A 17,126-nucleotide genomic window follows, 5' to 3' on the forward strand; every position below is an offset into this window, starting at 1 on the left:
GTCTAAATATCATCCTTGATAATTCAAACCGGCTAATTGTACTTTATTTGAACAATTTATGCTTTATTTTTTGTAAATAATTTATTAACAATATGTTGAGCTTCATGAATAATTAAGTCGAGATGTGCTTCACTAATGAAACTTTCTGCATATATTTTATAGATATCTTCTGTGCCTGAAGGTCTAGCGGCAAACCAACCGTTTTCAGCAGTAATTTTTATGCCACCGATAGCGGCGCCGTTTGCCGGTGCGTGAGTCATTTTTTCTTTAATGGGTTCATCAGCAAGCGTTTTTTCTTCAATTTCATTGATATCAATAGCTGAAAAGACCTGCTTTTGTTCGTAACTGGCAACTGCCTCGTTGCGTTTATAACAAGGCTCACCTAACGATTGCGCAAGTTCATTATAATACTGTTGAGGATCTTTACCCGTTACCGCTAAAATTTCTGCTGCCAATAGCGCCATAACAAACCCATCTTTGTCTGTCGTCCAACAGCTGCCATCTAGTGCTAAGAATGTGGCGCCAGCGCTTTCTTCACCGCCAAAGGCATACTCACCAGAATGTAACCCCTCAACAAACCATTTAAAGCCAACAGGCACTTCTGCTAACGGCTTATTAAGTGACGCAGCCACGCGATCGATCATTGAACTAGAAACAAGTGTTTTTCCTATTTTACAGTCTTCTGGCCAACTTCGATGAGTCATTAAATAATGAATGGCGACTGCCAAAAAATGATTGGGATTCATTAGGCCGCCTGTTTTGGTCACAATACCGTGACGATCAAAATCAGCATCATTCCCAACGGCAATATCAAAGCTATCTTTAAGCTCTATCAAGCTTGCCATTGCGTATGGAGAAGAACAATCCATACGAATTTTGCCATCCTTATCGAGTGTCATAAATGAGAAACTTGGATCTACGTTTTCATTCACAACACTTAACGCCAAATGATAATGCTCGGCTATCGCTGGCCAGTAGTGAATACCTGAGCCCCCCATAGGATCTGCACCTATAGTTACACCCGCTTCACTAATTGCTTTTAGATTAATGACTTTGCTTAATTCCGCGACATAAAAACCGATAAAATCTTGTTTTCGTAGTAGAGGTGAAGTCAACGCATGTTGATAACTAGATTGTTTAGCGTCAAGTAAACCTCTTTGAATAATATCATTCGCACGCCTTTCGATTAGTGCTGTAATTTCACCTTCGGCTGGCCCACCATGAGGAGGGTTATATTTTATGCCGCCGTCAGCCGGTGGGTTATGTGAAGGTGTAATGATAATGCCATCGGCATTAGCAGCATTGCTATTATTATAATCAACGATTAATCGAGAGATAACAGGGGTTGGCGTAAAACCAAGATCTTCCTGAACAATAACGGGGACGTTATTAGCAATTAGCACACTTAAAGCCGTTGCAAATGCAGGTTCAGATAAAGCGTGCGTATCTTTACCTAAAAACAAAGGCCCATCGATCCCCTCTTGATGGCGGTATTCAGCAATCGCTTGGCATATAGCGATGATGTGGTGTTCATTAAAACTAAGGTTACTAGCGTTCCCACGATGTCCGGAGGTGCCGAATTTAACACGTTGCGCAATCTCTTTTACATCCGGTTGAAAAAGATAATAGTGACTCACAACCAGTGGAATATTTTCTAAATCACTTGGCGATGCTTTCTGTCCCGCGTGTTTATGAACCGACATTAAAACCCCTTAATAACTAAAGTAAATCTCGAATTTTCTCTATTTGATTCTCTTCGTAACCTAATGCTTTTGCGACTTCTGTAATCATCATTTTCTTACGCGTCGTGTTTGAATTAGTAATCACCCAAAATCGACTATCTGGTATTTGACGCGGTTTAGTACTGCTACCAGATTCACTTAACGCTTTTTCGCTATCAGCAAAATACAAGCGATCGCGACCTCTTATATTTAGCACAATTGAAAACGCCTCACCATGCATACGATGCAATGCTGATAATAACAACAAAAATCGACCAACTACACCCCGTTGCATAGCTAGCTCTTCCTTATTTATAACATCGAATACGTTTTTGTTTTTATTTATTTTAACCTGTGAAGGTGCAGGCTCTTTTTTATCAACCGTAAAGGTTTTTGTTACTTTATCTTCGCTTATCTTTATATCTTGCGATTGGTTACCTGGCAAGGATAACAAGCGGCGCAAAATGGAAGATGCACTTTCGCCGATATACTGTGTGTTTGACGCCAAATATTGATACAACTCTTCATCTATTTCGATATGTTTCATCTAATAACCTTACCACTATAATTGCGAGCAAGATTATACTGAGCTTCACAACAAGTCTCTAGAGGGAATTTAGCTTATTGATGAAATTCAGTATAATAACGCCATTATTCACAAAATTTATATTCCATGACCATACTTCATTATCAACAACAAGGCAGTGGTAGCGACCTTATACTCATACATGGACTACTAGGCAGTCTTGAAAACTTAAACATGGTTGCCAAACCTCTTAGCCTTCAATATAAAGTAACGAATGTCGACGTTAGAAATCATGGCGCCTCTCCCCACATTGATGATATGAATTATGAATCTTTAGCTAAAGATATTATTGATACAATGGATGCACTCGACATAACGCAGGCAAGTATTCTCGGTCACTCCATGGGAGGAAAAATAGCAATGCAAGTTGCATTGCAATACCCTCATCGTATCAACAAGCTAATAATTGCAGACATTGCTCCTGTTGCCTATCCGCCACATCATGAAAAAATATTCGCAGGGTTAAATGCTATCGAACTTGATAACATAGCTAATAGAAAAGAAGCAGACGCAACGCTATCAGCTTACGTACCAGAACCTGGAATAAGACAGTTTCTTCTTCGAAACCTGACGAAACAAAGAGACCATTTTATATTCAAATGTAACCTTGCCTTTCTAACACACCGTTATGCTCAGATAATGGCAGCGTATCAAGGGAACGAACAGTTTTCAGGTCAAACATTGTTTATTAAAGGTGGTGAATCTCAGTACATTACGAGTGATCACCGCGAAACAATAAATAGGTTATTTCCTAATGCAAAGGCCAAAATTATTCAAGGTGCAGGCCATTGGTTACATGCGGAGAAAACAACCGCATTCAACAAAATAGTAGGCGATTTTTTAGAAAAAAACGATTAACGACATTTATTTTTACTTTTTATTGCATATGCAATATTATTCATGTTAAAAATAATACGTAAAGTGCTCTCAATGTGCTATAGTCGCGCCTGAATTTTTTAAGGTGAATTATGCTTGCTGAACACTTTGCTTTAATTGAAACAATAGGGTTAAACCTATTTTTTGTTTTTATATTTATTTTCATAGGGTTATCTATTCATGACGTTATGAAAAAGAATAATGTACCTAAAATGGGACAATACGTTGTGTATTTCGTGTTGTTTTTAGGCTGTGCTGGCTTCATTGCTAAAGGCGTGATCCAATTCATTTGGGAAAGTCAGGGCCTAGGTTAATCATGGCAAAACACGAAGCAGATTTGACGACAATCGACTTATTTGGTGACGATAAGCGACCTGGACGCCCAAAAACCAATCCGCATTCGCGGAGTGTTCAGATTCGTATTAATAAACGAAATCAAGTTAAGCGAGACCGTAATAACGGCCTAAAACGCGTTGAGTTTAAAATTCATCAAAATCTGATAGAAAAATTAGATCAATTAGCAAAGAATGCTGACTGTAACAGAAGTGAGCTTATCGAATCACTTATCGTAAAAGCGTTAGCAAACGAAGAAAATTAAAGTTAAAAGGTTATTATTCATGGCAATTGTAGGTTTATTTTTTGGTAGTGACACAGGTAACACTGAAGCTGTAGGCAAAATGATCCAAAAGAAATTGGGCAAAAAGATGGTTGAGGTAAAAGATATTGCCAAAAGTACCAAAGAAGATATTGCTGCTTTTGATCTGATTATTTTAGGTATTCCCACTTGGTATTACGGTGAAAACCAATGTGATTGGGATGATTTCTTACCTGAACTTGAAGAAATTGATTTTACCGACAAGCTTGTTGCTATTTATGGCTTAGGCGATCAAGAAGATTACGCAGAATACTTCTGTGATGCGATGGAACCATTAAGAGATATTTGCGAATCTAAAGGTGCAATAATCGTTGCTAATTGGCCGAATGAAGGATATGAATTTGAAGCTTCAAAAGCCCTTATCGACGAAAACACATTTATCGGTTTATGTGTTGATGAAGATCGTCAACCTGAACTAACAGAAGAGCGTGTCGATAAATGGGTAAATCTAGTATACGAAGAAATGTGTTTAGCTGAACTTGCTGACTAACACAGATCTAAATCAATTATAAAGCCTGCTTTTCAGCAGGTTTTTTTATACCTAAAAACTATATACCCTTAAATATTTTAGGGTTTTATCAACAAAAACAAATAAATAAGCAATACAGTATTAGTAAATTAACGTAAATAGCGCTTTAATATCACTGCGATTAACACTATAATTTTACCCTTTAGGACCAATTGAGACGTTACTTCATGCCAGATCAAAACGAAGAACTAAAAAGAGCCGGATTAAAGATTACGTTACCCCGCGTTAAGATCTTAGCCATTTTGCAAGATCCAAATAATCAACATATTAGCGCAGAAGACGTATACAAAATTTTGCTTGATCAAAATGAAGAAATTGGTCTCGCGACTGTTTATCGTGTACTAAACCAATTTGACGATGCGGGTATCGTAACTCGCCACCATTTTGAAGGTGGTAAATCAGTATTCGAACTAAGTCATAAAAAGCATCATGACCATTTAGTCTGCTTAAAATGTGGCAAAGTTGTAGAATTTGAAGATGACGTGATTGAACAACGTCAGGAAGATATCGCAAACGCGCATAACATTCGCCTAACAAACCATAGCCTGTATTTATATGGTGAGTGCGAAGATAAAGATGCGTGTGAAAAATATAGAAAAACCCACCAATAATTATAATCAGAAAGCGGCAGTAAAAGGCCGCTTTTTCGCTTTTACCCCGCATCAAAAGTATTACTCCCCTCTTCCCCTTATAACTTCGCTCTTTTAAGATATTTGTGCTATAAGTAAAATGAGTTCAATAAGTTAGCAAAAATAAAATGCGATAAAGCGACACTTTCTGTACCGTTCAACATAAAGGGAGTCTCAGTGAGCAAAGAAGCTGGCAATAATGAACACTATGTCAATCATTTATCTGACGTAAATGAGACTAATGATGTAGTTGCCACTGAAGATATTTATAATTCAACTGGGGCGTTGCTTTTACCTAAAGGCACAGCTATTGAATACCGAGTACACGACTTTTTAGTGGGACACAAAATGCAGCAGCAGCTTGACGCATTGATTTCCGTGGAGGGTTGTTTAACTGATAAAAGTTTAGAAAACGAGTTTGTTGATTATATTCAAAAATATCCAGATCTCGCGAAAATCCATGAAAGTAGTAAATTTGCGAGCACCTTAAATCAGCTGTGTATCGAAAAACAAATACCTCGAATTCTATTACAAAAACTCACTATCTTAAAAATTCAATTACCGGGTATTTTTGATCAAACTTTGTTTAGTACCTGGTTAGCCTGTTTATTGGCTAAGCAAATGAAGTTAACCCCGCAACAAGTAACGAATACTTTTTATGCCGGCCTGATACATGATTTAGGACTTTTACATGTAGAGCCGACATTAGTGAATAAAAAAAGTCATTATACCAGCGAAGAATGGCACTCTATTAAACAACACATGTTAATCAGCACCGCAATTGCAAAACTAATTCATCCTTTTGATGATGAAGTATATAGAGCGATTAAAGAACATCACGAGCGCTGTGATGGTACTGGCTACCCCAATGAATTACATGACGATAAACTGTGTAATGTTGGTCAGTTAATTGGCTTAGCAGATATGATTTGTCATATTCGCACAAGACAATACAACTTAACGGGTAAATCAATGGCAAATATATTGCCTTATCTTCAGATTAACTTAAATTCATTTAAGTTTGAATCTTATCAAGCGATGTACGCTATTTTACAGCGCGCAGAGTTAGACATTGGAGAATTGCTTGATCGGCAAACGTTTTTATCTGTCCCCAAAAGAATTATTTTACAACGGGTTAGAATGATGCAGTTACATTTTGCATTTTCTGATTTTGTGAAAATGTTACCGCCAGATACACATGGTAAACATCGCAATGCATTACTTGATTCATATAAAAAAATTAGCAATATCATTACCCGAGGCGGCTTCACTAGCCCCGAAACCCTTGACTGGTTAGAAAATATAAAAGATGCAGACTACAACGAAGTTCACCAAGAGTTACAGGAACTCGATGATATGCAATATGAATTGCTTTGGTTATTTAAAAAAGCGTTTCGTATTATTCCTAGCTGTATCAATGAAGAAGTACCAGACAAACATGACATTACTTCGCAATTGAAAGAGAAAATGACAATCTTAGATCAAAACCTGCTACAAGCATGGACAGACTACCAGTAATCCTTAACTGCTTCGTTGACCTAAAATAAGCTTTGTAAATAATGAATAGCTAAGGCCGCCAGCGCATTTGGTACTCTAATGCATTCTCACCAATCACTTTAAATCCACAACGTTGGTATAATGCTAAAGCTGGGTTTTTAAAAAGTACATTTAAAGTGATAGATACATTTAACGCCTGCGCTTTACTTTGTAATAAGGTGAGTAGTTTTGTACCAAGTCCTTTACCCTGCATTCGACACGCTATTTGTAATTGGCGGATATGCCAGTTAGTTTTAGTTTGTGCCAGCTTTATTAAACCTATCGGTTGTCCCTCAAGACAAATAAGATAAGAATCGCTGAAGTACTCTGTTATCCGCTCAATATGTTGTTCGTCAGTGTAAACAAGTCCAGCTGTTAATAAGTGAGGAGTCATTGTCTCTTTTCTGAGCGCAACTAAGTAACTGATATCGTTATCTGATGCTTTACGAAACGTAAAAGTTAAGGACGACTTATCTTCATTCTTATTCACTTACCTTTCTCTTCTTATTAACACTTTTAGCAACAACCGCTTCCACTTTACTACTCCATTGAAAACATGAAAGCCCTAGAATAACCAAGACGGCACCAGCAACTAAATTCGCTGTTAATACTTCATCATTAAGCAAGTGCCCTAACATCAATGCCAATACAGGCGTGATCATCGTTACCAATGCAACCGTGCTCGCAGACAGCTTTTGTAACACATAAAAATATGCGATAAAACCAATCAACGAGCCAAAAATACCGAGATAAACAATCGCAGCAATTGAGCGAAACTGCCATTGTTCTATAGGCAATGAACCGTCGAAAACTAACCATAAGATCAAAAAAAGTGGCAAGCTAAATGTTAAGGCACCAACTGTTGTTGAAATAGGGTTAATCGCCAACGGTACTGACTTTATAAGTACACCGCTTATACTAAAGAAAAACACACCAGCCAATATCAACATGATACCGATATAGGCATCATCTTTTAAAGCCATATTATCAAGACAAACAATAAAAAGACCAGCTAGTGCAGCGATTAATGCTACTTTTTTCGTTAACGAAAACTTTGGTTCGGCTAACATTTTTTGCGCCAATAACCCGGACAAGATCGGCGCTAAGCCAAAGATTAAAGACATTAATCCCGAAGAAATATAAGTCGCAGCAGTATAAGAAAAAGACATACCACCAAAAATACCTATCGCTGAAAAGCCATACAGTTTAAACGCTTGTTTATGCCAAGGAATGTGTATACGGCAAATCAAAATAACAGTAACACCAATCAGCCATGCGATTACCATTCGCATTAATACAGCCATCGTTGGATGGACAGATTCACTGCTCCATACAATACCAAGTGGCGTAGTAGACCAAATTATCACAACGGCAAGGTACGCTAAAGGTACGCGCATTGCTTCACTCCTTTTGATGTAAAACGTTTAAAAGTAGTTTCAGTTGCGATTTGAATAAAAAAAACCGCAGTATAGAAACTGCGGTTTTTAGCTAAAGCCTTAGCTTAACTTTCCGCAGCAAACAGACTCCAACGCATTGTCTTTACGACGACGCGGCGCTTAAGCTGAGTACAGAGATTTGCTGATTGAAAAGTTAACATTAAGTTCTTTACTTATTTTGTAAAATTCTAATTTTCTTAATAGTGACGCTCTATAAATAATAAGTCAACATCCAATTACGTCACTTTTTGAGCTACGCCTTTTTTAAATACGCAGCTACCAACACAATTTTAGTACCGTTTACTTTCCCTTCAATATGTTCAGGGTTATCTGTTAACGATATTCCCCTTACCATAGTACCTTGCTTAGCAGTAAAGTTTGCCCCTTTTACCTTTAGATCTTTGATCAGCGTGACGTTGTCTCCCGCACTCAATTCTGTACCATTGCAATCGCGAGTAGGCCCATTAGTTTGCTCTGCAGCAATGCCCTGTTCAGCCCACGTACGAACTTCATCTTCCAAGTACATCATATCAAGTGCATCTTGAGCAAAAGACTCAGATGAAAGTTTATGTAACATGCGATAAGACAAAACTTGAATCGCAGGCTCTTGACTCCACATGCTATCGTTTAAACATCGCCAATGATTAATATCTATCGCTTGCTCACCTGACATTTGCGATATACACGTATGACAAAGATAGGCACTTTGCTGCACACTGCCATCACTTTCAGGGGGAATCGAGTATACAGTTAACTGATCGGATGCTCCGCATAATTCACATTGAGAGTTACTGCGTGCTTGTAATGCTTGTTCAACTGGCATAATGACATCCTTAAAAAAATTTGCGCTATTATGCCCTTTATACCCATATTAAAAAAGGGGAATTAAAGCGAAATGTCTAAATAAATCGTTAAAAAGTAAATAATCCACCTGCATAGCAGGTGATTTTGACACGGCTCCCTATTAGGGCGTTTATGTCTTTCAGCGTTTACTGAGATTCATCGTAAAATACTTTCATCTATTGTTTATCTCTCTCGTTATATTGTCGGTGTCAGACATCCTTGACTAACAAGCATTACCGTCTTTAAAAGTAGTTGCCGTTATCGCTTCAAAGGGAGTCCGTTTACATCATGCCTATCGATAAATAACAAAAAGCGCTATTACGGAAATTTAGCATTAAAAAGACACTTGAAAAAAACTTAACTAATACTGATAAGCTAAGCTTTACAGGCAAAACCCGACTGAACGATCACCATACCCATAGGATGTAGTTTAAAACAGACAACAAAAAAGGCCGCTACGCGACCTTTTATGGTAAAAAATAAATAATCCTTATTGTTTATTTTCTACTGGAGTCAAGCCTTCTTCACCGGCAAACTTATCCACCCAAAGAGCAATAGCACCGTCACCAGTAACATTACAGGCTGTACCAAAACTATCTTGTGCCATGTATAATGCTATCATCAAAGCAAGTGCTGCGTCTGAAAAGCCTAGCATACTTGCTAACAGCCCTAACGCAGACATTACAGCCCCACCTGGAGCACCTGGCGCTGCAATCATAGTAACACCAAGCATAAAAATAAAACCAAGCATGCCAGTTAATCCAGGTAACGCTAAATCAGGTGTCATTATCATGACTGCAGTAGCACATGTTACGATGGTAATTGTAGAACCACTTAAATGAATAGAAGCACACAATGGTACGGTAAAATTAGCCACGCCATCGCTTACGTCATTCTGTTTATTAGCACGTAAAGAAACCGGAATTGTAGCTGCACTAGACATGGTACCTAATGCTGTAAAATAAGCGGGCATCATATTTTTCAATAGCTTAGCTGGCGATTTGCCTGTTGCAGCGCCTGTGGCAACATATAATATTGATATCCAAACCCAGTGCATTATTACCGCTAACACTAAAACGATACCAAATGTTTTTAATGTCGAAAATACCGAACCATCTACCGTCATTTCGGCAAACACACCAGCAATATAAAAAGGCAATGCTGGAATTATCACTTTGGATAATAACTGTTCGATAACATCTTTTGCTTCATTTAGTGTCGTTCGCAATGAAGTCGCATTCGTTGCGCTAATGCCGATACCAAAAATAAAGGCAACAGCAAGAGCACTCATCACATCAAACAACGGGTTTACTTGAATATCAATAAAGCCTTTTACTTCGCCACCGTGTGACGCTTCAGAAACCGTACTTGCTGTAAGTTCAGGTAAAACATTACTTGCAACAATAAATGCTAAGATACCAGCAACAATCGTAGAGCCGTATGCTAAGCCAACAGTTTTCCCCAATAGAGAACCCGAACCTTTAGGCAAAGAGGCGATACCGCTTGCAATGTAAAATAAGATAATTAATGGGATAGTAAACTTAATTAACTGACCAATTAAATTTTGTGCAGTAAAGACAAGCTGTACGATAAATTCGGGGGCATATAAGCCCACTAAGATACCAGCAACAATGCCAGCAATAAGCTTTAAAACAAGATTCATAGGAACTCCGATTTTTATAGTATTTTTATTGTGAGGGACAACGCTTTATTCTAACCCGACTCTCTTTGTGCAAGCCAGTCAACTTTGATATTTAATTGCCCTTTGTCTCTCAAAAAAGGTTGGCAAATAAAATGCTTAGTCGCGACAGCAAACTCGTTATCAACATAAATGAAAGGAATACGTTTACGCAACCATGGAGCTACCTGCAATTCCTGCCATATTTTTTTTAGTGCTCTATGTTTATGACGATAATCTGGCAATACCTTTTCCGCGGGTGGCGTAAAATTTATTATTATTTGTTCAGCTTGTGAAGATACTGAGAATATTTGCTCACAAGTTGACGGTTCATTTATTAATGTAAGTTGCAATTGACCTAAGTTATCTGGTAGTTCAATACATATAGGAGCATGCCTTAACGCTGTAACAGCAAAGCGATAATGCCAATCAGTCACATCATCAAGCCTATCTGTTAGATGCAAAACCCCTTGATAATGACGCAACCACTTATTACCTACTTTGACTTGCAACTTACTTTCACTATCAGCACTTAACCCCGATAATAACTGAAAAAGCTGCTGCTCTGTTGGCATATTAACTTGGTGCTGTTGCAAAAAATACCGAATAACGTGCTTACGCCGAACAATAGATAATGATAACAACGCTGATACACGTAAACATGGCGAATCGTCTGTACTTTCAGTTGTACAAAGGTGTAAATCTTGAGCAGCAATTTCATCAATTAAACTCTGCGCTTCCTGACAATGTGCCGCAGTACGAGCAATATTTTTTGCAATACCTGGCCATCGTTGTGTGAATACAGGTGAAATTTGATGTCTAATAAAATTTCGATCGTAAACATGATCTCGATTTGATTCATCTTCAATCCATTCAAGATCATGTGCTAGCGCATATTGTTCGATCTCTTGACGAGAGATCATCAACAAAGGACGCACTAACCGTTTTTTACCTGTCCCGAACGATGAATCTGCCTTCATTGCAGCTAACCCTTGTATACCCGATCCTCTTTTTAACGCAAGTAAGAAGGTTTCCATCTGATCATTGATATGATGCCCCGTTACGATTACTGCATTTTCAGGTGTTATTTGGTCTAGCACATGATATCGAGCATCTCTTGCAAGTGCCTCAACACTTTGTCGCGGCTGCTTAACTAAATGTACCGATTGTGTCTGATATTGAATATTAAATTTATGACACTGCTCTTGTGTAAAGGTTTGCCAATGATCTGCATATTGACTCAAGCCATGATTTACATGACATGCAAATACATTAACATGGGGAGAAACTGACATTAACCGAGAAAAAAGGTGTAATAATACTTGAGAATCGACACCACCACTATAAGCAAGACAGATTGGCCTTTCCATAAAAGGTAACAGTTGCTGTTGGAAATGTGCGAAGAGATTGTTCATTGAAAAAAGGCCTGATAATAATTCATCAGGCCCCTATTGATTAACAGTAGCCGTAAGACATCAGACGTTGATAACGTTGTTCAATCAACTCTTCTGCTGATAGACCTTCAAGTTCCGATAAACCAGATTTGAGCGACTGTTTGAGAACAGCAGCCATTTCATCCATATCGCGATGCGCTCCACCCATAGGTTCGTCAATAACATTATCAATTAAACCAAGCTCTTTAATACGTCTAGCAGTGATACCCATCGCTTCAGCTGCTGTAGACGCTTTTTCTGCGGTTTTCCACAAAATTGATGCGCAACCTTCCGGAGAAATTACAGAATAAGTAGAATATTCCAGCATATTAACACGATCACCAACACCAATCGCTAACGCACCACCAGAACCACCTTCTCCAATTACTGTACAAATAACAGGGACATTTAAACGCGCCATTACTTGTAAGTTTTTAGCGATCGCTTCACTTTGCCCACGCTCTTCAGCTCCAATACCCGGATAAGCGCCTGGTGTGTCAATAAAGGTAATAATTGGCATCTTAAAGCGCTCTGCCATTTCCATTAAACGCAGCGCTTTACGGTAACCTTCAGGTCTTGGCATACCGAAATTACGTTTTACTTTCTCATTCGTCGAGCGACCTTTTTGGTGACCAATGACCATCACGGGTTTGCCGTCTAGTCGTGCTGTACCACCAACAATAGCTTTATCGTCAGCATATGCTCTATCACCCGCTAACTCATCAAAATCGGTAAAAATACGTGATAAATAATCATAGGTATAAGGACGTTGAGGGTGACGCGCAACGCGCGCTGTTTGCCATGGATCTAAGTTGGCAAAAATCTTCCTCGTTTGTTCTTTGTTTTTTTCTTTTAATTGATTAATTTGCTCTTCAAGATCTAAATCTAGCTCTTGACCTTTGCTTACCAATCGTAATTCTTCAATTTTGGCTTCAAGTTCAGCTATCGGCTGCTCAAAGTCTAAAAAGTTTAATGACATATGTTTTTATTACCTATGCGTTAACAAATGTTACCGTGTTTTATACACGCTAATTATTTAAACTGTAATGCGAGACTCTCTTCACCGACTAATTCTCTTAGCTGATGCAATAATGCATCATCTGGTGTTACTCGCCATTGTACGCCCAATTCTAGCATACCTTTTGCTTCATCTCTTTGATAAAACACACGAATTGGACATGTACCGTCTTTATACTCAGACAATACCTGACTAAATTGTTCAATAAAATTACCGGCAATCTCCGTACGATCAATACTTATATCAATAGATGACAAGTAATTTTCACGCGCGTCAGCAATGGTCATTATATCGCGGGCAGTCATTGTAATACCACCAGAGTAATCATCAAAGCTGACCTGTCCACTGCAGACCAAAATTGCATCAGGTACTAACAACTCAGCAAAGGTATCATAATCGTCAGGAAAAAGCCTCACATCCATGCGTGCACTCTTATCATCTAACGTAACTAATGCCCAACGTCGACCACGTTTATTTACCATGACTCTGACACCTAACACTAAACCAACAGCGGTTGCCGTTTTGTCTCTGCCTGTTGGCTGCATAGCAATGAGTCTTCCAGAAGAATAACGCTTAATTTCTTTCAGGTAACGATTAATTGGATGCCCAGTAAGGTATAAACCTAATGTTTCCTTTTCGCCATCAAGCCAAACTTCCTCTGGCCACATAGATACATCTTTAAAGGCTTGGCGTGTATCATCAGGCTCTTCATTAATGAGTCCGAATAAGTCCTCTTGCCCTAGCGCCTGTGCTTTTGCGTGTTGTTCTGCAGCCTTAATGGCTTCAGGCAATGTTTCAAAAAGCGCAGCTCTATGTGGCCCTTTATCCGTTTTAGGGCCTAAGTTGTCCATTGCACCAGATTTAATCAGTCGTTCTAAAACACGTTTATTTGTTTTCTTTAAATCAACCCGGGCACAAAAATCAAATAAATCGACAAAAGGTCCACCAGCAGAGCGTGCGGCAATTATCGCCTCTATAGGCCCTTCACCAACACCTTTGACTGCACCAATGCCATAAACTATCTCATTATCGTCATTTACAGTGAACTTGTACTGTCCTGAATTTACATCTGGCGGTAATAAGGTAAGCCCCATATTACTGCATTCATCAACAAGTGTAACAATCTTATCTGTATTATCCATATCGGCAGACATTACTGCCGCCATAAATGGTTCTGGAAAATGAGCCTTCATCCACAGCGTTTGATACGAAACCAAGGCATAAGCAGCTGAATGAGATTTGTTAAAACCATAACCAGCAAATTTTTCTACCAAGTCAAAGATCTTCATGGCAAGCTCGCCATCAACACCTTGGCTTATTGCACCTTCTTCAAAAATTGCACGTTGCTTCGCCATTTCTTCTGGCTTCTTCTTACCCATGGCACGACGAAGCATATCGGCGCCACCAAGTGTATAGCCAGCCAACACTTGGGCGATCTGCATAACTTGCTCTTGATAAAGAATGATGCCGTATGTCGGTTCTAGAATTGGTTTTAGCGACTCATGTTGCCATTTAACATCAGGATAAGAGACTTCTTCACGACCATGTTTACGCTCGATAAAGTTATCAACCATGCCAGAATCAAGCGGCCCAGGTCTAAACAAAGCAACTAGTGCAATGATATCTTCAAAGCAATCTGGTTTTAATTTTTCAATTAACGCTTTCATCCCTGAAGATTCTAATTGGAATACAGCAGTTGTCTTAGCAGCAAGTAACACTTTAAATGATGCGCGATCATCTAGCGGAATAGCAGCAATATCAATAAGCTCTTTATCTTGTTTGGCAAGCTTTGCGTTTGCCATTTCAATAGCCCATTGTAAAATGGTCAGTGTTCTTAGTCCTAAGAAATCAAACTTAACAAGACCTGCATCTTCTACATCGTTCTTATCAAATTGGGTAACCGGGTTTTTTCCTTCATCATCACAGTATAATGGTGCAAAGTCTGTAATTGTTGTCGGTGAAATCACGACACCACCAGCATGTTTCCCAGCATTTCGTGTCGTACCTTCTAATATGCGACACATATCAATAAGGTCTTTAACGTCACTATCTTGTGCGTATACTTCTGGAAGTTTTGGCTCAGCTTCAAACGCCTTTGCCAAGGTCATGCCCGGATCGCCCGGTACTAACTTAGAAATACGATCGACAAAACCGTAAGGATGACCAAGTACACGGCCTACATCTCGAATTACGGCTTTCGCCGCCATGGTGCCGAAGGTTATAATTTGTGATACTGCATCACGTCCGTATAATTCAGCTGTATGATCTATAACCTCATCGCGACGATCCATGCAAAAATCAACATCAAAATCAGGCATTGATACCCGCTCTGGGTTTAAGAATCGTTCGAATAGCAAATCAAATTCTAATGGATCAAGATCCGTAATCTTTAACGCATAAGCAACGAGAGAGCCTGCACCTGAACCTCGACCAGGTCCAACAGGAATGTCGTTATCTTTACTCCATTGAATAAATTCCATCACGATCAAGAAGTAACCTGGAAACCCCATATTATTAATAACGTCTAATTCAATTTTCAAACGTTCATCATATGGTTTTCTTTTCTCTGCAAAATCAGGGGCATCTTTATCAAATAAAAATTCAAGTCGCTCTTGAAGCCCCTCTTCTGATACTTTGATAAGAAAATCTTCGATCTTCATACCTTCTGTTGGAAAATCAGGGAGGAAATACTCTCCTAAACGAACAGTAACATTACATCGTTTTGCAATTTCAACAGAATTTTCCAATGCTTCGGGAATGTCAGAAAACAGCTCACACATTTCTTCTTCGCTGCGCAAATACTGCTGTGGACTATAATTTCTAGGCCGCCTTTTGTCATCTAGGGTAAAACCATCATGAATTGCTACACGTATTTCGTGCGCATCAAATAAATCTTCAGTTAAAAAGACGACTTCATTAGTGGCTACAACCGGTAAATTGTGCTGCTCTGCAAGTTCAACGGCAAGATGTAGATACGTTTCTTCGTCGTCTCGCCCAGTCCTTATAAGTTCAAGGTAATAATTGTTTGGGAAATATTGTTGGTAAAAGGCTATGAGGGAATTGACCATGTCTTGGTTACCTTTTAACAAGGCTTTACCTACATCACCGTCTTTTGCACCAGACAATAAAACCAACCCTTCTGAATAATCTGCTAACCATGCGCGATCAAGTACCGCCTTACCTTTGATGTGTCCACGTAAATAGGCTTTAGAAATTAACTCAGTCAAATTTTTGTAGCCAACATTATTCGTCGATATCACAACTAATCGCGATAATTCGTCACCGAGTTCTTCGCATTTTACCCAAAAGTCGCAGCCAATAATGGGTTTGATACCTGCACCATGACATGCATGATAGTACTTCACCAGTCCACATAAATTTGTTTGATCAGTCAATGCAATTGCGGGCATATTCATTTCTTCCGCCTTCGCAATGATAGGCTTAACTTTATTCAAACCATCTGACATTGAAAAGTCGCTATGCACACGCAAATGAATGAACTTAGGTGGAGAAAATGTGGATTGCAATTCTTGAGCTTCTGACATAAGTGGTTTTTATTATTATCTTATTTATTGAGTAACGCAGCTACAGGTTTGAAGCTTTTACGATAACAGTCTAGTACACCGAGTTCGACAATTTTTTCGAGGTGCACTTTAGTTGGGTAACCTTTATGTTTCGCAAATCCATAATCAGGGTACTGAGCATCTAATTCGATCATTTCTTGATCACGAGCGACTTTGGCGATAATAGAGGCCGCACTTATTTCCGCAACTCGTAAATCACCTTTAACAACAGATTGCGTAGAAATTTTTCCTGCTTCACCCAAAAATGTAGGACAACGATTGCCATCAACAAGCACATAATCTGGCTCTACTGATAGCCCTTGTACTGCACGCTGCATTGCAAGCATAGTCGCATGCAAAATATTTAACGTGTCAATTTCTTCAGGTGTCGCTCTACCGATATACCACGCAGTTGCTTTTTCTTTAATTTCATCAGATAGACGATTGCGCTTTTTTTCAGATAGTTTCTTTGAATCAGTTAAACCTTCGATGGGGTTTTCTGGATCAAGTATCACTGCAGCCGTAACAACGTCACCAACAAGCGGGCCTCGGCCAACTTCGTCTACACCCGCGATTCGATAAGCAACGGGATAAGTAAATGGCGGTAATTCAATTTTACTCAT

Annotated in this window: 16 protein-coding genes; 6 read left to right on the top strand and 10 right to left on the bottom strand. The window is 38.9% G+C overall.

The window, feature by feature from the left end; all coding sequences use genetic code 11:
• Window positions 1-56: 56 nt before the first annotated feature.
• Both pgm and seqA read right to left on the bottom strand, forming a co-directional pair.
• Complete coding sequence (gene pgm, locus QUE09_RS11270) at window positions 57-1,703, bottom strand: phosphoglucomutase (alpha-D-glucose-1,6-bisphosphate-dependent) (protein ID WP_286232858.1); 1,647 nt, start codon at window positions 1,701-1,703, stop codon at window positions 57-59.
• 16 nt (window positions 1,704-1,719) lie between these two features.
• Entirely contained in the window at window positions 1,720-2,268 is a 549-nt protein-coding gene (gene seqA, locus QUE09_RS11275) for a replication initiation negative regulator SeqA (protein WP_286232859.1), read from the bottom strand.
• 126 nt (window positions 2,269-2,394) lie between these two features.
• Here seqA and QUE09_RS11280 point away from each other — a divergent pair, with 126 nt between their 5' ends.
• From QUE09_RS11280 to QUE09_RS11305, 6 genes are all read left to right on the top strand, one after another.
• Complete coding sequence (locus tag QUE09_RS11280) at window positions 2,395-3,165, top strand: alpha/beta fold hydrolase (protein ID WP_286232860.1); 771 nt, start codon at window positions 2,395-2,397, stop codon at window positions 3,163-3,165.
• 110 nt (window positions 3,166-3,275) lie between these two features.
• Window positions 3,276-3,497 carry a DUF2788 domain-containing protein gene (locus QUE09_RS11285; RefSeq protein WP_286232861.1) on the top strand — a complete coding sequence of 74 codons (222 nt, stop codon included), beginning with the start codon at window positions 3,276-3,278 and terminating at the stop codon, window positions 3,495-3,497.
• A gap of 2 nt (window positions 3,498-3,499) precedes the next feature.
• Window positions 3,500-3,781: a LexA regulated protein gene (gene ybfE / locus QUE09_RS11290; protein WP_286232862.1), complete on the top strand. Its 282-nt coding sequence runs from the start codon at window positions 3,500-3,502 to the stop codon at window positions 3,779-3,781.
• A 19-nt stretch (window positions 3,782-3,800) separates the two neighbouring features.
• A complete protein-coding gene (gene fldA, locus QUE09_RS11295) occupies window positions 3,801-4,328 on the top strand; it encodes a flavodoxin FldA (RefSeq protein ID WP_286232863.1) in 528 nt (175 codons plus the stop codon).
• A 206-nt stretch (window positions 4,329-4,534) separates the two neighbouring features.
• Window positions 4,535-4,978, top strand: coding sequence for a ferric iron uptake transcriptional regulator (fur, locus tag QUE09_RS11300; protein WP_286232864.1), 444 nt, complete (start codon window positions 4,535-4,537; stop codon window positions 4,976-4,978).
• 195 nt (window positions 4,979-5,173) lie between these two features.
• On the top strand, window positions 5,174-6,514 hold the full coding sequence (locus QUE09_RS11305) for an HD-GYP domain-containing protein (protein ID WP_286232865.1): 1,341 nt from the start codon (window positions 5,174-5,176) through the stop codon (window positions 6,512-6,514).
• Between the two features lie 49 nt (window positions 6,515-6,563).
• Here QUE09_RS11305 and QUE09_RS11310 read toward each other — a convergent pair whose 3' ends face one another.
• The 8 genes from QUE09_RS11310 to rnhB all read right to left on the bottom strand — a co-directional run bounded on the left by QUE09_RS11310 (window position 6,564) and on the right by rnhB (window position 17,126).
• Window positions 6,564-7,022, bottom strand: coding sequence for a GNAT family N-acetyltransferase (locus tag QUE09_RS11310; protein WP_286232866.1), 459 nt, complete (start codon window positions 7,020-7,022; stop codon window positions 6,564-6,566).
• Window positions 7,015-7,929, bottom strand: a complete 915-nt coding sequence (locus QUE09_RS11315; RefSeq protein ID WP_286232867.1) for a DMT family transporter — start codon at window positions 7,927-7,929, stop codon at window positions 7,015-7,017. The genes QUE09_RS11310 and QUE09_RS11315 overlap by 8 nt, the downstream gene beginning before the upstream one ends.
• 292 nt (window positions 7,930-8,221) lie before the next feature.
• Window positions 8,222-8,791, bottom strand: a complete 570-nt coding sequence (locus QUE09_RS11320) for a PhnA domain-containing protein (RefSeq protein ID WP_286232868.1) — start codon at window positions 8,789-8,791, stop codon at window positions 8,222-8,224.
• Between the two features lie 510 nt (window positions 8,792-9,301).
• Complete coding sequence (locus QUE09_RS11325; RefSeq protein ID WP_286232869.1) at window positions 9,302-10,474, bottom strand: dicarboxylate/amino acid:cation symporter; 1,173 nt, start codon at window positions 10,472-10,474, stop codon at window positions 9,302-9,304.
• Window positions 10,475-10,524: 50 nt separating this feature from the next.
• Entirely contained in the window at window positions 10,525-11,904 is a 1,380-nt protein-coding gene (tilS, locus tag QUE09_RS11330) for a tRNA lysidine(34) synthetase TilS (protein ID WP_286232870.1), read from the bottom strand.
• Window positions 11,905-11,944: 40 nt separating this feature from the next.
• Window positions 11,945-12,901, bottom strand: a complete 957-nt coding sequence (accA, locus tag QUE09_RS11335) for an acetyl-CoA carboxylase carboxyl transferase subunit alpha (protein ID WP_286232871.1) — start codon at window positions 12,899-12,901, stop codon at window positions 11,945-11,947.
• 53 nt (window positions 12,902-12,954) lie between these two features.
• On the bottom strand, window positions 12,955-16,485 hold the full coding sequence (gene dnaE, locus QUE09_RS11340; protein WP_286232872.1) for a DNA polymerase III subunit alpha: 3,531 nt from the start codon (window positions 16,483-16,485) through the stop codon (window positions 12,955-12,957).
• Between the two features lie 20 nt (window positions 16,486-16,505).
• On the bottom strand, window positions 16,506-17,126 hold the full coding sequence (gene rnhB, locus QUE09_RS11345; RefSeq protein WP_286232873.1) for a ribonuclease HII: 621 nt from the start codon (window positions 17,124-17,126) through the stop codon (window positions 16,506-16,508).

Origin of the sequence: Thalassotalea sediminis (assembly GCF_030295915.1) — a bacterium.
GTDB lineage: Bacteria > Pseudomonadota > Gammaproteobacteria > Enterobacterales > Alteromonadaceae > Thalassotalea_C > Thalassotalea_C sediminis.

Bases quoted from the DNA above. Each gene is read 5' to 3' on its own strand.
- rnhB (WP_286232873.1), bottom strand. From the start codon at position 17,126: ATGAGTAAAATTGAATTACCGCCATTTACTTATCCCGTTGCTTATCGA.
- fldA (WP_286232863.1), top strand. From the start codon at position 3,801: ATGGCAATTGTAGGTTTATTTTTTGGTAGTGACACAGGTAACACTGAA.
- QUE09_RS11315 (WP_286232867.1), bottom strand. From the start codon at position 7,929: ATGCGCGTACCTTTAGCGTACCTTGCCGTTGTGATAATTTGGTCTACT.
- accA (WP_286232871.1), bottom strand. From the start codon at position 12,901: ATGTCATTAAACTTTTTAGACTTTGAGCAGCCGATAGCTGAACTTGAA.
- QUE09_RS11285 (WP_286232861.1), top strand. From the start codon at position 3,276: ATGCTTGCTGAACACTTTGCTTTAATTGAAACAATAGGGTTAAACCTA.
- fur (WP_286232864.1), top strand. From the start codon at position 4,535: ATGCCAGATCAAAACGAAGAACTAAAAAGAGCCGGATTAAAGATTACG.
- dnaE (WP_286232872.1), bottom strand. From the start codon at position 16,485: ATGTCAGAAGCTCAAGAATTGCAATCCACATTTTCTCCACCTAAGTTC.
- QUE09_RS11320 (WP_286232868.1), bottom strand. From the start codon at position 8,791: ATGCCAGTTGAACAAGCATTACAAGCACGCAGTAACTCTCAATGTGAA.
- tilS (WP_286232870.1), bottom strand. From the start codon at position 11,904: ATGAACAATCTCTTCGCACATTTCCAACAGCAACTGTTACCTTTTATG.
- pgm (WP_286232858.1), bottom strand. From the start codon at position 1,703: ATGTCGGTTCATAAACACGCGGGACAGAAAGCATCGCCAAGTGATTTA.
- seqA (WP_286232859.1), bottom strand. From the start codon at position 2,268: ATGAAACATATCGAAATAGATGAAGAGTTGTATCAATATTTGGCGTCA.
- ybfE (WP_286232862.1), top strand. From the start codon at position 3,500: ATGGCAAAACACGAAGCAGATTTGACGACAATCGACTTATTTGGTGAC.
- QUE09_RS11280 (WP_286232860.1), top strand. From the start codon at position 2,395: ATGACCATACTTCATTATCAACAACAAGGCAGTGGTAGCGACCTTATA.
- QUE09_RS11325 (WP_286232869.1), bottom strand. From the start codon at position 10,474: ATGAATCTTGTTTTAAAGCTTATTGCTGGCATTGTTGCTGGTATCTTA.